The organism is Arthrobacter sp. zg-Y20 (assembly GCF_030142075.1).
In the GTDB taxonomy this organism is placed as follows: domain Bacteria; phylum Actinomycetota; class Actinomycetes; order Actinomycetales; family Micrococcaceae; genus Arthrobacter_B.
This window is the reverse complement of sequence record NZ_CP126241.1, coordinates 1,813,714-1,833,434: the sequence shown is the minus strand read 5'-3', so window position 1 is coordinate 1,833,434 and position 19,721 is coordinate 1,813,714. Positions and strand designations below refer to the sequence as shown.

Genomic DNA, 19,721 nt, shown 5'->3' with positions numbered 1-19,721 from the left:
CGCCTTGCCGGAGACTTCGCTGTGAGCTACATTACTTCACGTGTACGGATAATGCACAGGCGTGCGCTATCCGCACAATGTTCCGCACACGTTCCGCACAATGTTCCACACAATCTCCTCCAGCACAGCTTCCCCTACCGCTTCCGCCCATGTCAGGAGAGATGCAATGGACGCATCCGCCCCCGCCGGATCAGCACCGGGCAAGACCCCGCGCAAAGCCGCGACTGCCAGCTTTATGGGCAGCGCCGTCGAGTATTACGACTTCTTCATTTTCGGCTCAGCTGCCGCCCTGATTTTTCCCCGCGTGTTTTTCCCGGACGCTGACGCCCAGGCGAGCGTGATGTCGCTCGCCACCTTCGGCTTCGCCTACGTGGCGCGCCCGGTGGGCGCCGTCATCCTGGGCCACTTCGGTGACCGGGTGGGACGCCAGCGCGTGCTGATGTTCACGCTGCTGCTCATGGGCGGTTCGACGTTCCTGATCGGCTGCCTGCCGGACTTTGGCACCATCGGCTGGTGGGCGCCGATCCTGCTGGTTTTCTGCCGCCTGATGCAGGGGCTGTCGGCCGCCGGCGAGCAGGCCGGCGCCAGCTCCATGACCCTGGAACACGCACCGGACAACCGCCGCTCCTTCTTTACCTCCTGGACCCTCACCGGTACCCAGGGTGGCCAGATCCTTGCCGCCATGGTCTTTATCCCCGTTGTCTCGCTGCCCGATGACATCAAATACAGCATCGGCTGGCGCATTCCGTTCTGGCTCAGCGCCGTGGTGGTAATAGTTACGTACTTCATCCGCCGGTCGCTGCACGAAACCCCTACGTTTACCGAAGCCAAGGAACGCAACGAACTTGCCAAGCTGCCGGTGGGCGTACTGCTGCAGAACCACTGGCGCGATGTCCTTCGGGTCATCTGCTGCGCCTTCATTGCTGCGGTGTCCACGGTGTACGGCACCCTCGCCATCAAGTACGGCACGGAAGTGGGCGACGTCGACGAGAACATCACGCTGTGGCTGGTGGTGGCCGGCAACGCCGTCGCCCTGCTGACACAGCCGCTCTTCGGCCGGGTGGCCGACCGGATCGGCCGCCGGCCCGTCTTTATCTATGGCGCCGTGTCCAGTGCGGTGATTATGCCCTTCTACCTGCTGTCCATGGAGTCGGGGAACACGCTGCTGCAGTTTGCCCTGTCCATCGCGGTGTTCTCCTGCGGCTACGCCGCGGCCAATGCCGTGTGGCCTTCCTTCTACGGCGAAATGTTCAGCGCCAACGTGCGTTTCTCCGGGCTGGCCATCGGCACCCAGCTCGGCTTCCTGATGGCTGGCTTTGCGCCGTCCATCGTTGCGGCGCTCGGCGGCCTGGACCCGGGCGGTTGGCTGGTGACCAGCGGTTTCACTGCGGTGATCTGCCTCATCGCAGCCGTCTCGGCCTTCACTGCAAGGGAGACCGCACACGTTCCGACGGCGAAGCTTGGCGAGGTTCCTGCGGCAGATCCCGCCCGCCCCGCCAGGGTGAAGCCCGTGATTCCCTGACCGTCTTCGGCTACAGGCCGCGGAGCCGCGTCCGGCGGGAGGTCCAGGCAATGTACCCGCCGAGCGCACCCGTGGACGCCAGCCCTGCGCTCATCAGCGGTGCCTGCCAGGACTTCCAGCGGGAGGAATCCCCCAGGGCCAGCTCGCCCACGCCGCGGATAAAGGCGGAGGCGAAAATGGCTGCGACCATGCGGTTGCCCACGCGCTCCAGCCGGATCACCAGCGGCAGCAGCTCCTCCGCCCGGATGTGGACCTCCATCCCCTCGAAGTCCAGGGTGTTTAGCAGCCGGCGGACCTGGTCCGGCAGCTCTGCGCCCAGTTCCAGGACCTCTGTACCCGCCCGGCCCAGCCGCCGGGCGTAGTTCACCGGGTTCAGCTGCTGCCGGGCCATCCGCCGGGCATACGGCCCCAGGACCGGGCCCAGCCGGAAGTCCGGGTCCAGCACTTCGCCCATCCCCTCGGTCATGATCAGCATGCGCAGCAAGAGCGCCATTTCCCGGGGCAGCTGGATGTGGTGCGTGCGCAGGATGCCCAGCCCGGTGGTGATGATGTTGCCCACCGGTGCGGTGTGCAGGTCCTTTCCCGAATACATCCGGATCAGCGGACCCAGGTCCATCCGCAGCTTGACCCGGTCCACCCGGACCCCGGAGGCATTGATGCGCACCAGCGCGTTGGCCATTCGTTCCGGATCCTGGCGGACAATCCCCACGAACAGGCCGGACAACTGGTTCCTCAGCCGTTCATCCACCTCCCCCACCATGCCGAAGTCGATCAATCCAACACTGCCGCCGGGCTCCACGAACAGGTTCCCGGGATGCGGATCGGCATGGAAGAAACCGTCGTCGAAAACCATCTGCATCTCACATGCAGTAGCTGCGCGGGCGAGCGCCGGGCGGTCTATGCCAGCTGCGTCGAGTGCGGCCGTGTCGGTGACCTTTGTCCCGCTGATGCGCTCCATGGTCAGCACCCGTGAGGTGGTGTAGTCCCAGTAGATGACCGGGATGGTGATGGCCGCGTTGTTCTCGAAGTTCAACTGGAACCGGTCCGCGTTGCGTCCTTCCTGCAGGTAGTCCAGTTCTCCGCGCAGGGTGGAGGCGAACTCCTCCATCAGCCCGGTGACGTCATAGTCGCGCGCGGCTTCCCAGTGCTTGCTCGCCGTATTCGCCAGGTTCTGCAGGATCTCAAGGTCCTGGGCCACCTCCTCGGCGATTCCCGGCCGGCGTACTTTGACCACTACCTGCGTGCCGTCCCGAAGGGAGGCGGCATACACCTGGCCGATGGAGGCACTGGCCATGACGCTGGTGTTAAAGGACGCGAAAACTTCCAGGGGGTCCGCGTCCAGCTCCTGCCGCAGTTCCTCGTGGATCCGCGGCCACGGCACCGGCACGGCGTCGTCCTGCAGTTTGGCGAGCTCCTCCTGGTACTCCGGCGGCAGCAGGTCCGGGCGGGTGGAGAGCAACTGGCCTATCTTCACGTAGGTGGGCCCCAGTTCCTCCAAGGCGGTGCGCAGGTATTCCGGGCGGGTCCGGCGCTGCCTGCCCTCATTTGGAGGCTGCTGCCGGCGGAACGGGAGCCGGCCTTCCAATCCCATGGCAGACACCAGGAACCCCAAACCGTTCCGGGAGAGTATCTCGGCGATCTGCCGGTACCGGTCCAGATGGCTAATCATTGATCTGCTCCGATCCGCCGACACGGCTCTGCGGCCAGGTGCATACCGAAACACTAGCCGCCGTGCCCAACCTCCGCACAGGTCCCGTGTGTATGCCCGGGCCCGGGCCCCCCAACGCGTTCGTGCTCTTCCGGCGGACCGTACCGGAGTCCTAGACTCCGGCACATGCCAATCCCCGCAGCCGGACCGCTCGGCGACTATCCCCGCACATCCGTACCCGGGCCACTGCCCGGACCTGCGGCGTCCCTGCCCATCGAGGAGAAACTCCTGCTGCTCTCCGGGGAAACCTTTTGGACAACGGCAGCTGCCCCGGCTGCGGGCATCCGTTCCCTGGTGCTCTCCGACGGCCCGCACGGAATCCGCCGTGCCCGCAGCGAGACGGAAGCCGGGATTGGTGATTCCCTGCCCGCCACCTGTTTCCCTGCCGAGTGCCTCACGGCCTGTTCCTGGGATCCGGAGCTGCTGGCGCTGCTGGGCACGGCGACGGCGCGGGAGGCGGCAGCTGCCCGGGTGGACGTGGTCCTGGGTCCGGGGCTGAACATCAAACGCACGCCGCTGTGCGGACGCAACTTCGAGTACTTTTCCGAAGACCCCCTGCTGGCCGGGCTGCTCGGTGCGGCTTGGATCCGTGCGGTGCAGGCCGTGGGAGTGGGCGCCTGCCCCAAGCATTTCGCCGCCAACAACCAGGAAGCGGAGCGGATGCGGATCGACGCGGCAGTGGATGAGCGCACCCTGCGTGAGATCTACCTGCGCGCCTTCGAAACAGTAGTACGCAGTGCCCGACCATGGACCCTGATGGCCGCGTACAACAAGGTCAACGGCATCCACGCCGCGGAGAACGCCTGGCTGCTGGACACGGTGCTGCGCGGCGAGTGGGGTTTTGACGGTCTGGTGATGTCGGACTGGGGCGCCGTCACCGACCGAGCTGCGGCGCTCGCTGCCGGCCTGGATCTGGAGATGCCGGCCAGCAACGGGTTGGGAACAGCCGAACTGCAGGCCGGCCTTGACGCCGGGACGATAAGCCGGGACATGGTGGACACCGCCGTGGCACGGCTGGTGCAGCTGGGCGCACACACCGCTGGACCAGTGCGTGAACCGGTGGATCCGGCAGCACACCACCAGCTCGCCCGCCGGGCCGCGGCGGAGTCCATGGTGTTGTTGAAGAACGACGGCGGGATCCTCCCCTTCTCCCCGGACCTCCGGCTGGCGGTGGTGGGCGAACTGGCCCGGACTCCGCGTTACCAGGGCGCAGGGTCCTCGCAGGTCACGCCCACGCAGGTCAGCATTCCCCTGGATGTCCTGGCCGAACGGACAGCGGCAGCGGTGTTCGCGCCCGGGTACCGGCTGGACGGGACACCGGACGAGGCGCTGGTGGCCGAAGCCGAAACGGCCGCGGCCGCGGCCGATGCGGTGGTGTTTTTCCTCGGCCTGCCCGAGGACCGGGAGTCGGAGGGCTTTGACCGTCCGGACCTCGGCCTGCCAGCCAGCCAACTGGACACCCTGCGGGCAGTTCAGGCGGCGAACCCCTGGACGGTGGTGGTGCTGTTCAACGGAGGCGCAGTCGAAACCGAATGGAGCGAGCGGGTACCAGCGGTGCTGGAGGCATGGCTTCCGGGCCAGGCCTGCGGTGAAGCAGTGGCGGATGTACTGCTGGGGGACGTGAACCCCTCCGGGAAACTGGCGGAAACCTTTCCGCACCGGATCGAGGACACTCCCGCCTTTGGCAATTACCCCGGCGAGGCCGGCACCGTGCGTTACGGCGAAGGCCTGCTCGTGGGTTACCGCTGGTACGACGCCCGCGCCGTGGCACCGGCATACTGCTTCGGCCACGGGCTGTCCTACACCAGCTTCGCCTACAGTTCCCTCACGGTGCGGACCACCGATTCGGAAGCCGGACCGCTGCTCACGGTGGAACTCACGGTTACCAACGCCGGGGCGCGGGCCGGGGCCGAGGTGGTGCAGGTGTACTCCGGCGCTCCGGCTCCTGCATCTGGAACCGCGCCGCGGCAGCTGCGGGCCTTCAGCAAGGTGTTCCTGGAAGCGGGGGCGTCCGATACGGTGCTTTTCACCTTGCCGCTGACGGCCCTGGCACGATATGACACTGCCGCTCACCACTGGGTCACCGACGCCGGAGAATGCCGGATCGACGTCGGCTCCTCCTCGCGGGATATCCGGCTGACCGGCACCGTGGAGCTGCCCGGTGCCGGCAGTACCGGGGAACGGCACCCGCTCACGCTGAACTCGACAGTGTCGGAGTGGTTGGCGGATCCGCAGGGCCGCCAGCTGCTGGGCGGAATGGGCGGGGCGGGCGCCGGGGACGCCGGTCCTTCCGGGCTCGCCGGTGCGCTGGCGATGATGGGTTCGCTCCCGCTGCGGCGGCTGGCCCGGTTTCCGGGCAGCCCGCTGACGCCGGAGGTGCTCGCCAGTTTGGAGCAGGCACTGGCGTCGGGCCGATAGCCCCGGGCGGACCAGCCGGTCCGGCCGGGGCTGCCGGGGCTACCTGTCCAGGAGCGAGCGGTAGATCGCTTCGTGCGCTGCGGCCACCCGGCGGCGTTCGGCTGTCCGCTCTTCCCGGGTCAGCCCGGGCCAGGGCCGGTTGCCGTGGAGCTGCTTGAGGGCGTTGGCCAGCGACTGCGCGTCCAGGCCTTCTTCGTTGTGCACGAACTCGGTAACCGATAGCCGTTGCTGTGCGTAGAAGCCGCAGGACGGGGCCAGCACGCTGGTGCCCAGGTCAGTGCATGCCTCCAGCCAGCCCGAATGGGTTCCGAAGCGGTACGGCAGCACGGACACGTCCAGGCCCGAGAGGTAGTCCCAGAGCTGCGGTTCGTCGAAATAATCCCGGACCTGCAGTTCCAGTCGGCCGGCGTCGGCCGCCTCGGTGAGCCAGCGGTACAGTTCGGGACGGTATTTGTCCCCCTCCGGCGTCAGGATGTCCGGATGTCCGTTGACCTGCAGGACCGCCCCGGGCAGCGCCTCCACGGCGTCGAGCAGGGACGGCAGGACGGCGCCCTCCATCATGTTCGGGCGCAGGCTCTTCAGGTGCACTCCCACCCGGAATTCATTCCGCGGCGTCTCGGCGAGACGGCGGGCCTGCCGGCGTTCCAATTCGTCCAGGTCCACCACATGCGGGTGCGGCAGCACGTGCGGGGCGCGCCCCCACCGGCGTTCAACTTCGGCGGCAGCGCCCGGGGTGAGGGTAATCAGTTCATCGGCCGCGCGGATGAGGACATCCAGCTGCGCGTTATGCGCATCCGGCGTGAGGTGGTGCGGGTTGCGGAGGTCGTGGACCGTGTAGACCTGCGGCTTGCCCTGGGCTTTCAGTTCTTCCGTGACGGCGCGCAGGTCCTCCGGCGTGATGGCATCGAAGCCGAAGTGGATGTGCATGAGGTCAAAGCTGCCGGCGTTCTCCCGGATCCAGCCAGCGTCGAGCATGACCGGCGGCCACCACTTGGCTTCAGTGGACTGGCCCGGGTTGCGGGGATCCGGGTCCGGCAGCCGAACCACGCTGCCCGGCTCGCCGGGGACGGCGTCTGTGTGCCGGATGTAGACCTGGCTGTGCGGCACCGAAGCCACCCTGATGATCGAATCCCCAGCTGCGCTCATATGTACTTACTCCCGAAATCCGTCCCTGTGAAATCTGTCTTCAGTATACTTACTAGTTCGGGGTGTCCGGCGGGCGGGTGCCCTTCGGCGGAAGGGAAGAATGCCTGAGCAGCCCACCGGGGCCTACCGGCAGTTTTCGGTACTCATCATCAGTTCCGGCCGCGACGCCCATCTGGCGAACACGGTTCTGGGAATCAACAGGTCCACCCTCCTCCCGGCCGAAATTGTCCTCTGCTACATGAACCAGCCCGGTGCGGTTCCTCCGGCCAGCAGTGTGCCCCTGCGGGTAGTCCACCTGGACACCGGACCTGGTGCGCCGCTGCCGCTGGGTGCGGCCCGCAATGCCGCCGCAGCTGCAGCCCGTTTCCCTGTCCTGGTGTTCCTGGACGTGGACTGCATACCGGCCCCCACCATGTTCGAGGTGCTGCTGGCCGATGCGGGCCGGACCGGCGGCCTGGTCATGGCAGCTCCGCGTTACCTGGCTGCAGGCGCCGGTGTGGCTGACTGGGCCGGGCGCGGCAGCGTCGAGGTACTGTTCCGGGATTCCGTTGCCCACCATGCCCGGTCCGCGCTCGCGCCCGAACCAGGCCGGCCGGCGCTGCCCTCTGCGGAGTACGCCTTGTTCTGGTCCCTGGGTTTCGCTGTGGCGCAGGATGACTTCCACCGTATCGGCGGTTTTGATGAATCGTTCGCCGGCTACGGCGGCGAAGACACCGATTTCGCCTTCACGGCCCGGCGGAAAGGGATACCGCTGGCGTTCTCCGCAGCGGTGATGTTCCACCAGCACCACGGGGTGCACCACCCGCCGCTCCAGCATTTGGAGTCAATTGTGGTCAACGCGAAGGCGTTCCGCCGCAAATGGGGGAACTGGCCCATGACCGGATGGTTGGATGCTTTTGCCGAAGCGGGCTATGTCGCTTGGGATCCCGCCGGCAGTGACCTGCGGCTGCTGCGCTCGCCCGGCCCCGCCGAGCTGGCGGCCGTTCGGGTGGACGCGCCGTACTGACCGCCCGACACTGCCTGCTCCACGGCGGCGAGGAACCGGGCGCGGAAGTCCTCCACCGGCACCAGCAATGTCTTGGCCAGCTGTTCGGGATCCCCGTTCCGCAGCTGCTCCAGTGTGTGCTGCCAGTCCGGCACATCGGCGAAGGTCAGGGCTGAGGCGGCACCCGCCGTCGTAAGCGCCCGGGCGAAAAGTTCCTGTTCGCGGAACGGCCGGGGTTCGGGGATCACCAGTACCGGCCGCCGCGCTGCGGCTGCGGCGGCGACGGCGTTGTGCCCGCCGGAGGTCACAATGACGTCCGACGCGGCCAGCCGGGGTCCCGGATCTGACACGACGCCGAGCAGCTGCACGTTGTCGGGCAGGTCCGTCGGCGCTCCGGCGGTGCGGCCCATTACTTCCCACTGCCAGTCCGGTGTGCGGCGGGCGGCGCGAAGCAGATCGGACAGCTGCACTCCGCTGCCGCCAAGCGAGGTTTGCACGCTGACCGTCCGCGGGCGGACCGGAATGGATCCAGGCGCCGGCGCGCTGGCCGGTGCGAGCATGCCGAGGTAGCTGCTCTTGCCGCCGTGCTCGGCCAGATGTGACGGTTCCTCGATGCTCTCGGGGAAATAGGCAATCAGGCCGTTGACCGATTCATAGGCGAGCCTGTGCGGTGTGTCCGTGCGCTCGCCGTGCATCCGCCGGTGGATGACCGGGTATCCGCACAGGCGGGCAAAGAGGGCGGTCTCCACGGACACGTCCACCACCACTACGTCGGGGGTGAACTCTTGCCATAGTTGGTGCAGCCGGGCAAACCGTTCCCGGACCAGCGGGGCTGCCGGTGCGTAGTGCAGGAAGCTGCCGGGGCCGGGGCCGAAGGGACCGTCGGGCCCGACGTCGGGCGGAAGGGCGGCGAACTGTGCACTGCCCGGGAGGGACGGTATGCCGCCGGGCGGAGCCGTGCCGGTGACCAGCAGCTCCACCGCGTCCAGGCGGGCAATGTTGACCGCGTGGCGCAGGTGTCCGGTGCCGTGGTGGTGGGCGTAGTACGCCACCCGGGGAAGGCGTGCAGAAGGCAAGTCCGGGCTCCGGTCAGCGCACCAGCGCGGTTGAGGCATCGGATGACGATGGCAGCCCGTCCGGCTGCAGCACGGACCGGATTTGGTTCTCGTAGCAGTCCACCATGACGGCGGCGCTGAAGCGGGACGCGGATTTGCGTACGCCGCGGCGGTCCAGGGTGCGGGCTGCGGTGACGGCGTCGGCCAGTGCGTCCGCGCCCAGCCCTTCAGCCAATCGGCCGCCATCGGCGTCGATGATTTCCGGCATGGCGCCCAGCGGCAGGGCAGCTACGGGGGTGCCGCAGGCCATTGCCTCCAGGGCGGTGAGCCCGAAAGGTTCGGACCAGACCGGCGAGGCGATAAATACGTCGCCGGACCCGAGGAATGCCGCCAGCTGCCGGTGGTCCAGGTGGCCTGCGTGCCGCACACCCCTGCCGAGGTGCGGAGCCACAACACGCTCAAAGTATTTGCGGTCGCTGATCGGCCCGGCGAAGTGCAGTTCCATCCCGGCCGCCCGGGCGGCGTCGATGGCAATATGCAGGCCCTTCTCCGGCGTCACCCTGCCGGCCCAAACGGCGACGCCGGTACGCTGCGCCGGGCCGGCGGGCCAGTCCGCCAGGCGGATGCCGTTGTGGACCACGTGCAGGTCCGGCAGGTGCGGCTGCCATCCGGTGGCGTTGCGTGCCGAGACGCTGAGGAACCGGTGCAGGGGCGAAAGCGGCGCCCGGCCGTCAACCACCGCGTCAACGATCCATGGCAGGGGCGGGGTGTGGAGGATGGTCAGCATGGGCACATCCGCCAGCTCGATGTAGGGCAGCAGGCTCAACGAGTTGTTGACGACGACGTCGAATCCGCCGTTACGCACCTCCTCGATGGCCCGGTGCAGCGCGGCATCCAACCTCTGCTGCTGAACGGACATTTCCTCCGGGGCAAGCCCGCGGCGGAATTCGAAGGACGCCTCCAGCACGGGCACCACGCGGCCCAACGAGTCGGACCCTTCCTTCGCGAACAACGTGACGTCATGGCCGCGGGAGGCGAACTCATCGGCCATGAGGGACGTGTGCATCTCGAGTCCGCCGAGGTAGGGGCTGGCGATCGGGTGGTGCAGGTGGGACAGGACAGCTATCCGCAGCGCATTCCCCTCGGCCGCATGCCCCTGCGGCAGGGGGAACTCGATACTCATATTAGTAAGTATGCCTTGTATCCCCGGCGCGACCCGGCATTGCCTTCCTGCGGCTACCGAAACCACGGGGCCGGGGTGCCGGGAAGCGGCGGGGCGGTTGACCGGTACCGATGGCCGGTTGGTGTGGTGATCTCCACAGTGTGCCGGCGGACAGTTGCGGCATTCCGGGCAGCAGCAGCCTTCCGGGCTGTGGAGCTCTGACCGGGTCCCGGGGCCCTTGGCTTTCCGGGACCGGACGCCCCGATGACTGTTGCCCTCCACCCTGGCGCTTCCTTGGCCTGGTTGCATGCCTCGCACAGCCCTTGGATATTGGCTGCCTGCGTAGGACCGTCGTCACGGTGCGGCCGAATATGGTCCTGGTGCCGGATCGGCGCATCACACCACGGGGTCCGGCACATCTGGTCCCGTACCGTGACAAGACGTGCCAGGGACGCCGGCACGAAACGCGCCTTCGAGTCCATAGCCAGCAGCTCCCCGGAACTCGGGGCCGTGTAGAGGCGGCGCAGCCAGAATCCGGGACAGGACTCCCCCGGCTCCCCCGTTTCCCCCGACTCCCCCGGCTTCCCTGTCTTCTGAGCCCTTCGACGGGCGCCCTTACCTGCCAGATCCCGCGCCCACGGCGCCGGCACTATTCCGTAGCCGGTCAAGTGTGCCGGCTCTTTATCCCCGGCCAGCAGGGTTCGGTCCGTCATTACCAGCTGCACTTCCACCGGCACCTGCTCAGCCTTTGCCTGGCCGGTGATGCGTTCGACCATGGTGTCAGCCATGATCTGCCCCCGACCGCGGGCATCGCCCCGGGCCCGCAACGAATCCGCAGCACGGCTCAGTGCCGCATACACCGCAACCCCCTGGGCCACCGGCAGCAGACCCGTCAGGTAGGTCATGGTGTCCGGAGCCGGACGGCAGGACACAAACCGGTCCGCCTCCGCCTTCGCCGCCCGCCGCACCAGCGCGGCCTGGTCAATCCGGTACGTGATCTTCCGGATCCTCGCGATCAGGCGCTGATCCCCCAATCCGTCCAACCCGGCAGGATCCCCGGCGATTTCCTGATCTACCAGTTGCCGGTCCGCCACGGACAGGCACGCGGTCTCGCGAACCAGCAGGGTCGCCCGCCACTCACTAATGTGGCCCTCCGACAACGCTTTAAGCGTGCACGGCATCTCCCGGGTCAAGGCCTTCGCGAAGCCAAGGATCCGTCCGCCCCGGGCCGGAGACTCACGCCGAGCCAACGCCACCTGCGCTCCAACGCCCACACCATGCTTCTCCGCCGGCAGCCCGGCCCGGGCATGAGCCGCACGCACGGACACGTCCAACGCCGCCGCCACCCGGGCCTGCGCCGCACACGCAGCAGCCTTCAGCTCCTCCAAAGCACGGAGCCGGTCAACAAGCCCTGCATCCGAATCAGCAGCAATCGCGGCCAGGGATTCCTCGGAGGCGAGCGCCCGGGACCAAGAGGCCACCTCAACCGGGGACGCAGCCTCCGCAGCGGAGGGACTTTGCCCGGCGGCAGACCGGGAAACAAGCGGGGTATGGTGACCCGAGAGGTCGGACGGAAAGCACTCCGCCACTTCCAATGATTCGAACATGTGTTCGATGGTATCCACTCCGCAGAGGGCCGCAACAAGTACTTTCTATCCTTGTGGAAAAGAACCAGCTTGCGGGGATCTGGGCGTCAAAGGCCCTCTGCGGGAGGAATAGTCAAGACCAGCGTTCAGTCATGCATGCCAGCGGCGGCGTCGTGCAGGACGAAGGTTGCAAACCCCAGCTCGCGCCGTGCGCCGCTCAGCCAGGCGTCGCGGTTCTCGCGTGCGGCGGCCAATGCCTCGTCACGATCCTCGGCCGTCGAAGCCTCCCGCACGGCCCAGTCGACGAGCGACCCGGTCCAGCTGAACTGGTAGTCGTCCCACTCGGCCAACGTGCTGACGTGCCCGTACGACGGCTCGAACCCGTACTCATGGATGGCTCGCACGAGGCCGGCGAGGCCGGCGAGGTCGGGATAGGCGTCGGCAGAAACCCCAAGTGCTGCCAGCGCGGAAGCCGACGGGGTGCCCTCCCAGATGCTGTCGCCGATCAGCGCTTGCCCACCGGGGCGCAGGTGCCGCCGGACAGCACCCAGCATGTCCTCCAACCGGCCGAAGGCGTGGCTGGCACCGACGCACAGCACCACGTCGAAGACCCCGTCGTTCCAGGTGGTGGCATCCGTCTCGATCCAGCGCACGCGGTCGCTCAGTTTCCGCTCCTCGGCACGCCGGGCGGCAGAGGACGGGAGCGCTCCATCTCAGCGATGCTACAGGCGGATTCAGGCGACGCCGCGTTGCCGGTTGCAGGCGCAGCCGGACGGTGGCGACGCTCGCGGCCCTGTAGGACCCTATGCGGAGAAGGGCTCCGCATCGAGGGGCAGCGGCGGGAAGTGGTGGTTCGGCAGACGGTCGCGGTCGTAGCTGATGCTGGTGTAACCGTGAGGCGCGGGCTTGCCGTGCTCGTCCAGGTTCACGAAGACAATCTTGTCGATGGTCAGGATGCTGTGCCGGGTGATCATGTTCCGCACCTCGGCCTGCATGGTGAGCGAGGTCCGGCCGAACTTGGTGGCGGTAAGGCCCATCTCGATCAGGTCTCCCTGCACCGCGGAGCTGACGAAGTTGATCTCGGACATGAACTTGGTAACGACCCGCCCGTTACCCATCTGCAGGATCGCGTAGACGGTTGCCTCTTCGTCGATCCAGCGCAGCAGGCTTCCGCCGAACAGCGTGCCGTTGGCATTCAGGTCTTCGGGCCGGACCCACTTACGGGTGTGGAAATTGATGTTTTCTAGAGGCATATATTCAGCTTATCCACAGCCCGGACGCGGACCCGACGGATCCGCCGATGCCTTGCTCACAGACCGGTGTTAGCTCCCTGACGGTGCTGTGGCGCCCGTCCTGCGCAGCCCCGTCCCCAGCCGCCCGTCCCGCGCCGCCCCCGGACGACGACGGCGCTCACGCGGCGCTCGTGCGGAACAGGGCTAGTCGGGCCGTTCGTTGAGCAGGTCGCCGAGCTGCGTAAGGTCTCCGTCCGGCGGAACGGCCAGGCACTCCACGACGTCGGACTGCACGAGCGCGTCTATCAGCGCGGCCGAGCCGCCCACGAGCGTGGAATCGAAATCGATCTCAGTGGCCAGGAACCACTGCCTGTCCTTGGGCCACAGCAGGTTGGGACTTTGCAGACCGTCCCAGCCGCTGGCTTCCTGCCAGCGGGGATCCGCGAAAAGGGAAAGCCCGGCGTTAAAGAGCAGGTACTTCCGGCCCGGCAGTTCGAGCCGGGTCGCACCGAACACCCCTGCTTCGCCGAACGGTGGCGAGGCCGGTTCCGTGCGGCTCCGGCCGTCGGTGCCCACGGTGTGGCGCACCTCCGCACCGCTCACCCACCCCCAGCCCTCCCACAGGCCGGCAAGGCACTCTTCGGGCGTGCTTGTGTGGCCGGCGAGGATACGGGCCACTTCGGCCAGTGAGCCGGTGGCAAGGGAGCCGACCAACGGGTCTTCATACTGCCAGCCGGGCTCGTTCCACACGGGGTTCCGGTAGCCGGCCAAGACGGAGTCCCACTGCATCAGCGGGTGGGCTACCGTACCGCGTTCCTGCGCCAGTTCGCTCCACAGCAGCCGTCGGGACTCCACTACCTCGGGATAGTCCTGGTCCCAGGACATCAGTTGAGCGTGGATCGGATGGAATATCCGCGCATAGGCTTCGAACCCGCCGGGCACTGTTCCGGTAACGGTGCCCGGCGGTGCCAGCAGCTCCGTAATCCAGAGACCGGCATCCGAATCGGCGAGTGGACCCTCCAGCGGCGTCGTCATGCGGCCAGTATGCCCTAACCGGCAGCAGGAATGGTGCCGCTCCCGCGGACCGCGCGCCCCGCCCGGCGGCCTGCGGGATCCTGCCGGCGGGATCCTGCCGGTGGCAGTGCTGTAAGTTGGCCTCACTTCCGGACGGCACTGAAATCGATGCGCCCGGGACACCTCGACCGCCGAAACGACAGGACTTTCCCATCATGACCAGCAGGATTTCCACAGTCCACCTGGACGCCGTCGACGCCGATGCCTCCGCATCCTTCTGGCAACAGGCGCTGGACTGGGACCTCACCGTTGAGGACGGCTTGTACAGCCTCACGGCCAAGGACGGCACGGGACTGGACCTGGACATCATGGCGGTACCCGAGGGCAAAACCGTGAAGAACCGCCTGCACCTGGACCTGGTGGCGGACGGCTGCACCCAGGAGGAAGAAGTGGAGCGGCTGATCGCACTTGGCGCCCGGCGGGTGGATGTGGGCCAGGAGCCCGGGGTGACCTGGGTGGTGATGGCTGATCCCGAGGGCAACGAATTCTGCGTGCTCGGTTAATCGTTCCGGGTTGGGCGGCACGGCACCTGGGCTGCACGGTACCTACTGCTGGTTTGGTGGACGTTCGACGCCGGCCGGGGGCAGGTCGCGAGCGTCTGCCGGCCCCTGGTCCAGCCGGAACGGCGGATATTCGTCCCGCAGGAGTGCGGTGTAGGCCAGCACCCGGTAGGACCAGCGCTGCAGCCCCATGATGAAGTCGAACAGCTGGCGGGGGTAGCGGCTGGTGAAGAGCAACGCCAAGGCGGCAATGAACACCAGCAGGCCCAGCAGTGAGAAGCCTGCCGTCACCCACTCCGTGGCGCCGAACCCGCCGGGACCGTTGTTCCAGCGGACCCCGCCCGGACCGTACCCGTCCGGCCCGTACCCGTTCGGCCCGCCGAAATACCGCGGTGCGCGCACCAGCATCAACGGTGTTCCGCTGAAGGCCCCGACAATCAGGGCTTGGGGAATAACGAGCAGCCACCACTTCACCAGGACCAGCCCGCGGGACATGCGCTCGGGGTAGTCGACGTCGAAATCCGCAGGGTAGTGCTCCCGTTCCAAACTGAACGGCGGATAGCGGTCGGTGCCGAGCACCCCCGTGGCATAGAACGCCACCCGCCAGCTCCACCGGATCACCCCCACATTGAAGTCAAAGAGCGCCCGCGGATACCGGGCAGTGAACAGGATCGCGAAGCCGGCCACCACGGTGGCAATCCAAAAGGCGATCCACAGGAAGGACAGCAGGAAGAAGTGAGGAATGGCCAGGAACCACTTCACCAGCCACAACCAGCGGGACAAACCCGGATCCAATTCGCCGTAGAGGCGCGCCGGATAGGGAGCTCCCCCGCCGGGTCCGCCACCATCGGGTCCGCCGGCATCGGGTCCGCCGGTGACGGGTCCGCCGGTGACGGGTCCGCCGGTGACGGGTCCGCCGGTGACGGATGAACCCGCGCCGGGAGCACTACCCGCCGCCCTGGCGCCGGACGGAGCGGGGAGGGGCGCGGTCGCCCCAACCGGCCGGTACCCGTAGGCACCGCCGGGGACCGGCCCCGGATACCCGCCGGCCGGCGGGTACGCCCCCCGTTTCCGTCCGGCGAGGATCGCTGCGAGGATCAGTGCCACTCCCAGAAGGAACAACACCACGGCACCGATCAGCAGCCACACGGCGGCCACACCAAACAGGTCCGAGCGAAAGCCCGCCTGCAGTTCGGCCGTAACCTGAGGGGACGCGTCGGCGTTCATCACCACAACAATCCAGTCGCCCTCGGTCGGCGCCCAGTTAATCTCCTGGGGCCCGCTGCCCGCAGCGGAAGCCACCCAGAAGTCCTGCATCCCCGGCGGGGACGGTACCTCCGTGCCCGCCGTCCGCCGGTAATCGACCCGGAACGGGTTGAACCTCACCTCGTCAATTTCGGCGCTCGCCACCCCGTCGAGATACCGCCGTACCTCAGCTTCGGCGCCGATCCCAATGAACAGGTCGCCGTCTACCCCGGTGCCGCGCACCTGCAGGGATGCGATGTCCTCATTGCCGTCCGCGCCCGGGCCGATATCCGCGGAGCCGGTGGTGATGGCGTAGGAGCTGACACTGTAGGTCTCCTCCGGCACCGACAGGTAGCCGTTGTCGCGCTGGGCTCCGGCGATCAGCCCCACCGCCGCAGCCGCCGCACCCAATCCAAGCCCAATGAGGACCAGCAGCGCCCCAATAACAATCATGACGATTCTGCCAGGGTTCATGGCCGTGCCCTTCTCGCATCCCAGCCGTGGCAGGCACGGTCCGGACGCCGTGGGTGCCTGATTCCAGCGTTCGCGCCGCCGCACACAGTGTCAAGGAATACCAAGACCCAGCCCCAGCCAGTGCCGAACCCGAACCCGAACCCGAACCGGCCTATCAGCACAAGGCGGCAGCCGTCAGAAGTTGATCATGTGGCCGGTCAGCCCGTGGAAGGCTTCCTGCAGTGCCTCACTCAGCGTCGGGTGGGTGTGCACATTGCGGGCCAGTTCAGCTGCGGTGAGGTCCCACTTCTGCGCCAGCGTGAGCTCGGGGAGCAGCTCGGAAACATCGGGGCCGATCATGTGCCCGCCCAGCAGTTCGCCGTATTTGGCGTCGGCCACCAGTTTCACGAAGCCCACCGGCTCCCCCAGCCCGTGGGCCTTCCCGTTAGCGGTGAAGGGGAAGGTGCTGACCAGGACGTCGTGGCCCTCGTCGCGGGCCTGCTGCTCGGTGAGCCCGAAGCTGGCGACCTGCGGCTGGCAGAACGTGGCCCGCGGCATCATCCGGTAGTCCCCCAGCGGCAAGGTCTCCGCGGCACCGATGGTTTCAGCAGCCACCACACCCATGGCTTCCGCCACGTGCGCGAGCTGCAGCTTGCCGGTCACGTCGCCGATGGCGTAGATGTGCGGCACGTTGGTGCGCATGTACTCGTCAATGCCGATGGCACCGCGGTCGGTCAGCTGGACGCCGGTCTTATCGAGCCCGTAGCCCTCGGTCCGCGGCGCAAAGCCGATGGACAGCATCACCCGGTCCGCCTCGATGCTGCCCTGCTGGCCGTTCTTGTCCGTATAGGTGACAGCCACGGATGACCCGTTGTCCTGGATTGTTTCCACCTTGGTGGAAGTGAGGATGGGAATGCCGAGCTTCTTGTACTGCTTGGTGATCTCCTTGGAAATGTCCACGTCCTCATTGGGCAGCGCGCGGTCCAGGAACTCGATGATGGTGACGTCCACTCCGTAGCTGCGCAGCACGTAGGCGAACTCCATGCCAATGGCACCGGCCCCGACAATCACCATCTTCTTCGGCAGGTCCCGGTCCATGATCTGGGCTTCATATGTGACGACGTTCTCGCTCAGCTCCACTCCGGGCAGCAGGCGGACGTAGGTGCCGGTGGCGAGGATGGCGTTGTCGAACGTGATGGTCTCGGTACCGCCCTTGGAGAGGCTGACCTCGATGGTGTGGTCATCGGAGAACACGCCGTGGCCGTCGTATTCGGTGATCTTGTTTTTCTTCATCAGGAAGTGGACGCCCTTGACGCGCCCGTCCGCCACCTGCCGGCTGCGGTCAAAGGCAGCGCCGAAGTCAAAGCTCACCTCACCGCTGATGCCGAACGTCTTGGCCTGGTTGGTGAAAATCTGTGCAAGTTCCGCGTTGCGCAGCAGCGCCTTGGAAGGAATGCAGCCGACGTTCAGGCACACGCCGCCCCAGTACTTCTCTTCCACAATCGCAGTCTTCAGGCCCAGCTGGGCCGCCCGGATCGCGGCCACATATCCGCCCGGTCCGGCTCCGAGAACAACGAGGTCGTAATGTTCACTCATGCTGACTAACTCTCCTTAGCTGCGGTGCGGGACAAGCTGCGGGGCGGGAAAATCACAAGCCGGCTTAAGACTCTCACGCATGGGCCGCGAGGGGCACCGGTTCGCGTGCCGGATCCGGCACGCTGCCCGATCAGATGCCGCCGGATCAGACGTAACCCCGATAGCCCGCCCAGGCCCGCCGCCGTTCGGGAAACGGGTCGGACTCGATCCGGTCGGACTTGTCGAAGACGCGGGTGTGCCGGTGGATCTCGTCGTAGCCGGGCCAGTCCACGCCAGGATGGGAGTACCGGGCCAGGCTGAGCAGGGACCCCTGGAAGCGCTGCGACAGGGCCCTGAGTTCCTCGGCGCCGCCGAGCAGGGAGAGGGCCCTGGCCATCCCGGTCCGGGTGTCCCCGAACATCACCGGAACGTCAAAGGAATGGGTGGCGCCGAACCCGAGCAGGTTCATCATGGGCGTGGCGTAGTCATAGCGGTACGCCCATGTTGGTGCGGTCCGGGAATGGCCCTCGGCCACCATCTGGCTCGGATACCAGAAGACCAGGTCACCGCTGATGTCCACTGACCGCTGCCGTGAGGGATACCCGGGGTAGGCGGCCACCACCCGGTCCCGGGCCAGCGGATCCGTACCGGCGAACATCTTCTCGATCCGCTCCGGTGTGGACGGCAGGATATTCGAGACCTTCGCGAACAGTGCCCCCTCCCGTGCCATGGTGCCCAGGACCAGCGGAACAGGGTTGGATTCCCCGTCCAAAAAGGCGTCGATTGGGTGCTTTGGCAGGAAGTCCCCGTCAATGACAGGCGAAACGCTCAGCGTGCCGGGTTGCTTCACCGGCCCGATTTTCGTGGTCATCTTCCGCGTGGCGTCCACCAGTTTCGCGGCGCTGATCGAGGTCAGTGCCTCGGCCGCACGGGCCGGGCTGATGCCGAGAATCTCCAGCAGGTCCTCGGCCCACGCGGCGTGCATTTCCGGATAGTAGGCTCCCGACGGCGCGGGGCTCTGCGCGTAGGCCTGGTGGAACAACGGTGCCGCTCTGGGGATGCACATCAGCGAGGTTACGGCGATGGCCCCGGCGGACTCTCCAAAAAGGGTGACGTTGTCCGGGTCTCCGCCGAACGCTTCAATGTTCTGTTGCACCCATTCAAGCGCGGCAACCTGGTCCCGCAGGCCCATATTGGCGTCAAACGGCCGGTCAGGAGTCGAATAAGCGCGGAAATCCATGAACCCCAGGGCCCCGATGCGGTAGTTCAGCGATACGTAGAGCACATCGCCGTCGCGCACCAGGTTGGTACCGCGGTAGGTGGGTTCCGCGGACGACCCGGAGCTGAACGCACCGCCGTACAGGTACACGAGGACCGGACGCAGGGAATCCGAGGGTTCCAAGGGCGCCGTGACGTTCAGGCTCAGGCAGTCCTCATCCATCGGCACCCGCCGGTGGCTGCCGGTCAGGTTCGGCGCCTTGGACTGCGGCGGGACCGCACCGAAGGAGCGTGCATCCCGGATTCCGCTCCAGCTTTTCGCCGGTTGCGGAGCGCGCAGCCTCAGTTCCCCCACGGGCGGAGCAGCGTAGGGTATGCCGCGCCAAGTGCGCACACCATGCTCTGCGATTCCCTGCACCAGCCCATTGCTGGTCTCGACTACCAATGAGGCCACGTCTATAGCCACGATCGACTCTTTCCAGCCGGCGAAGACCTGCACGCTTGCGACTATCAACCATAGCCGCGGCATACCGGGGTCACCAGATGCGGCGTTCCATGCGGACTGCGGCTACCCCATTTGGGTGCTGCTGCCTTTATTGGAGCCTGGTATCCGTCCGGGAACTACGCTGCAGCGGCAAGCCGGTGCGCGGGGCTTCGGCGGACGGCCGCACCGCTCCGCCGGGACTCGCGCCGGTGAACCGCCACTTCCTTGGCGCACAGCAGGGCAACGGCGATGACGTTGAGGGCAATCTTGGTGCCGGTGGACCAGTCGGTCCCTACGCACAGGAGCCAGACGGTGATCAGGACCGGCAGGTCCGCCGTCTTCAGCGCCTTCACTGCGC

15 protein-coding genes and 1 pseudogene are annotated in these 19,721 nt (G+C 67.0%); 4 read left to right on the top strand and 12 right to left on the bottom strand.

Annotated features, from left to right (window positions below; translation table 11 throughout):
* Window positions 1-166: 166 nt before the first annotated feature.
* Complete coding sequence (locus QNO06_RS08820) at window positions 167-1,522, top strand: MFS transporter (protein WP_227911268.1); 1,356 nt, start codon at window positions 167-169, stop codon at window positions 1,520-1,522.
* 10 nt (window positions 1,523-1,532) lie between these two features.
* Here QNO06_RS08820 and QNO06_RS08815 read toward each other — a convergent pair whose 3' ends face one another.
* Entirely contained in the window at window positions 1,533-3,191 is a 1,659-nt protein-coding gene (locus tag QNO06_RS08815; protein ID WP_227911267.1) for an ABC1 kinase family protein, read from the bottom strand.
* Between the two features lie 165 nt (window positions 3,192-3,356).
* On the opposite strand from QNO06_RS08815, the gene QNO06_RS08810 reads away from it, so the two are divergent.
* A complete protein-coding gene (locus tag QNO06_RS08810; RefSeq protein WP_227911266.1) occupies window positions 3,357-5,648 on the top strand; it encodes a glycoside hydrolase family 3 C-terminal domain-containing protein in 2,292 nt (763 codons plus the stop codon).
* 39 nt (window positions 5,649-5,687) lie between these two features.
* On the opposite strand, the gene QNO06_RS08805 is transcribed toward QNO06_RS08810, so the two are convergent.
* Window positions 5,688-6,794 carry a glycosyltransferase family protein gene (locus tag QNO06_RS08805; protein WP_227911265.1) on the bottom strand — a complete coding sequence of 369 codons (1,107 nt, stop codon included), beginning with the start codon at window positions 6,792-6,794 and terminating at the stop codon, window positions 5,688-5,690.
* A 100-nt stretch (window positions 6,795-6,894) separates the two neighbouring features.
* Here QNO06_RS08805 and QNO06_RS08800 point away from each other — a divergent pair, with 100 nt between their 5' ends.
* Window positions 6,895-7,800, top strand: a complete 906-nt coding sequence (locus tag QNO06_RS08800; protein ID WP_227911263.1) for a glycosyltransferase family 2 protein — start codon at window positions 6,895-6,897, stop codon at window positions 7,798-7,800.
* Here QNO06_RS08800 and QNO06_RS08795 read toward each other — a convergent pair.
* From QNO06_RS08795 to QNO06_RS08770, 6 genes and pseudogenes are all read right to left on the bottom strand, one after another.
* A complete protein-coding gene (locus QNO06_RS08795) occupies window positions 7,704-8,855 on the bottom strand; it encodes a glycosyltransferase (RefSeq protein WP_227911262.1) in 1,152 nt (383 codons plus the stop codon). The two genes, QNO06_RS08800 and QNO06_RS08795, sit on opposite strands and share 97 nt — an antisense overlap.
* Window positions 8,856-8,868: 13 nt before the next feature.
* Complete coding sequence (locus QNO06_RS08790) at window positions 8,869-10,017, bottom strand: glycosyltransferase (protein ID WP_227911261.1); 1,149 nt, start codon at window positions 10,015-10,017, stop codon at window positions 8,869-8,871.
* A 53-nt stretch (window positions 10,018-10,070) separates the two neighbouring features.
* The gene (locus tag QNO06_RS08785; protein ID WP_227911260.1) at window positions 10,071-11,603 is read right to left on the bottom strand and encodes an HNH endonuclease; all 1,533 of its coding nucleotides are present in this window, start codon (window positions 11,601-11,603) and stop codon (window positions 10,071-10,073) included.
* Between the two features lie 125 nt (window positions 11,604-11,728).
* A pseudogene (locus QNO06_RS08780) lies at window positions 11,729-12,265 on the bottom strand (SAM-dependent methyltransferase); the annotation flags it as partial.
* Between the two features lie 120 nt (window positions 12,266-12,385).
* Window positions 12,386-12,835, bottom strand: a complete 450-nt coding sequence (locus QNO06_RS08775) for an acyl-CoA thioesterase (protein ID WP_227911259.1) — start codon at window positions 12,833-12,835, stop codon at window positions 12,386-12,388.
* Window positions 12,836-13,018: 183 nt separating this feature from the next.
* Window positions 13,019-13,849 carry a hypothetical protein gene (locus tag QNO06_RS08770; protein WP_227911258.1) on the bottom strand — a complete coding sequence of 277 codons (831 nt, stop codon included), beginning with the start codon at window positions 13,847-13,849 and terminating at the stop codon, window positions 13,019-13,021.
* 194 nt (window positions 13,850-14,043) lie between these two features.
* Between QNO06_RS08770 and QNO06_RS08765 the strand changes: the two genes are divergently transcribed.
* Window positions 14,044-14,391, top strand: a complete 348-nt coding sequence (locus tag QNO06_RS08765) for a VOC family protein (RefSeq protein WP_227911257.1) — start codon at window positions 14,044-14,046, stop codon at window positions 14,389-14,391.
* A gap of 42 nt (window positions 14,392-14,433) precedes the next feature.
* On the opposite strand, the gene QNO06_RS08760 is transcribed toward QNO06_RS08765, so the two are convergent.
* The 4 genes from QNO06_RS08760 to QNO06_RS08745 form a co-directional block, all read right to left on the bottom strand.
* The gene (locus tag QNO06_RS08760) at window positions 14,434-16,107 is read right to left on the bottom strand and encodes a DUF4389 domain-containing protein (RefSeq protein ID WP_227911256.1); all 1,674 of its coding nucleotides are present in this window, start codon (window positions 16,105-16,107) and stop codon (window positions 14,434-14,436) included.
* Window positions 16,108-16,281: 174 nt separating this feature from the next.
* Window positions 16,282-17,682 carry a dihydrolipoyl dehydrogenase gene (lpdA, locus tag QNO06_RS08755; RefSeq protein ID WP_227911255.1) on the bottom strand — a complete coding sequence of 467 codons (1,401 nt, stop codon included), beginning with the start codon at window positions 17,680-17,682 and terminating at the stop codon, window positions 16,282-16,284.
* Between the two features lie 145 nt (window positions 17,683-17,827).
* Window positions 17,828-19,378 carry a carboxylesterase/lipase family protein gene (locus QNO06_RS08750; protein ID WP_227911254.1) on the bottom strand — a complete coding sequence of 517 codons (1,551 nt, stop codon included), beginning with the start codon at window positions 19,376-19,378 and terminating at the stop codon, window positions 17,828-17,830.
* Window positions 19,379-19,500: 122 nt separating this feature from the next.
* On the bottom strand, window positions 19,501-19,716 hold the full coding sequence (locus tag QNO06_RS08745; protein ID WP_227911253.1) for a hypothetical protein: 216 nt from the start codon (window positions 19,714-19,716) through the stop codon (window positions 19,501-19,503).
* Window positions 19,717-19,721: the final 5 nt, after the last annotated feature.

Excerpts from the sequence above, each read along its gene's own strand:
- QNO06_RS08820 (WP_227911268.1), top strand. The coding sequence starts at position 167 with ATGGACGCATCCGCCCCCGCCGGATCAGCACCGGGCAAGACCCCGCGC.
- QNO06_RS08815 (WP_227911267.1), bottom strand. The coding sequence starts at position 3,191 with ATGATTAGCCATCTGGACCGGTACCGGCAGATCGCCGAGATACTCTCC.
- QNO06_RS08810 (WP_227911266.1), top strand. The coding sequence starts at position 3,357 with ATGCCAATCCCCGCAGCCGGACCGCTCGGCGACTATCCCCGCACATCC.
- QNO06_RS08805 (WP_227911265.1), bottom strand. The coding sequence starts at position 6,794 with ATGAGCGCAGCTGGGGATTCGATCATCAGGGTGGCTTCGGTGCCGCAC.
- QNO06_RS08800 (WP_227911263.1), top strand. The coding sequence starts at position 6,895 with ATGCCTGAGCAGCCCACCGGGGCCTACCGGCAGTTTTCGGTACTCATC.
- QNO06_RS08790 (WP_227911261.1), bottom strand. The coding sequence starts at position 10,017 with ATGAGTATCGAGTTCCCCCTGCCGCAGGGGCATGCGGCCGAGGGGAAT.
- QNO06_RS08785 (WP_227911260.1), bottom strand. The coding sequence starts at position 11,603 with ATGTTCGAATCATTGGAAGTGGCGGAGTGCTTTCCGTCCGACCTCTCG.
- QNO06_RS08775 (WP_227911259.1), bottom strand. The coding sequence starts at position 12,835 with ATGCCTCTAGAAAACATCAATTTCCACACCCGTAAGTGGGTCCGGCCC.
- QNO06_RS08770 (WP_227911258.1), bottom strand. The coding sequence starts at position 13,849 with ATGACGACGCCGCTGGAGGGTCCACTCGCCGATTCGGATGCCGGTCTC.
- QNO06_RS08765 (WP_227911257.1), top strand. The coding sequence starts at position 14,044 with ATGACCAGCAGGATTTCCACAGTCCACCTGGACGCCGTCGACGCCGAT.
- QNO06_RS08760 (WP_227911256.1), bottom strand. The coding sequence starts at position 16,107 with ATGAACCCTGGCAGAATCGTCATGATTGTTATTGGGGCGCTGCTGGTC.
- lpdA (WP_227911255.1), bottom strand. The coding sequence starts at position 17,682 with ATGAGTGAACATTACGACCTCGTTGTTCTCGGAGCCGGACCGGGCGGA.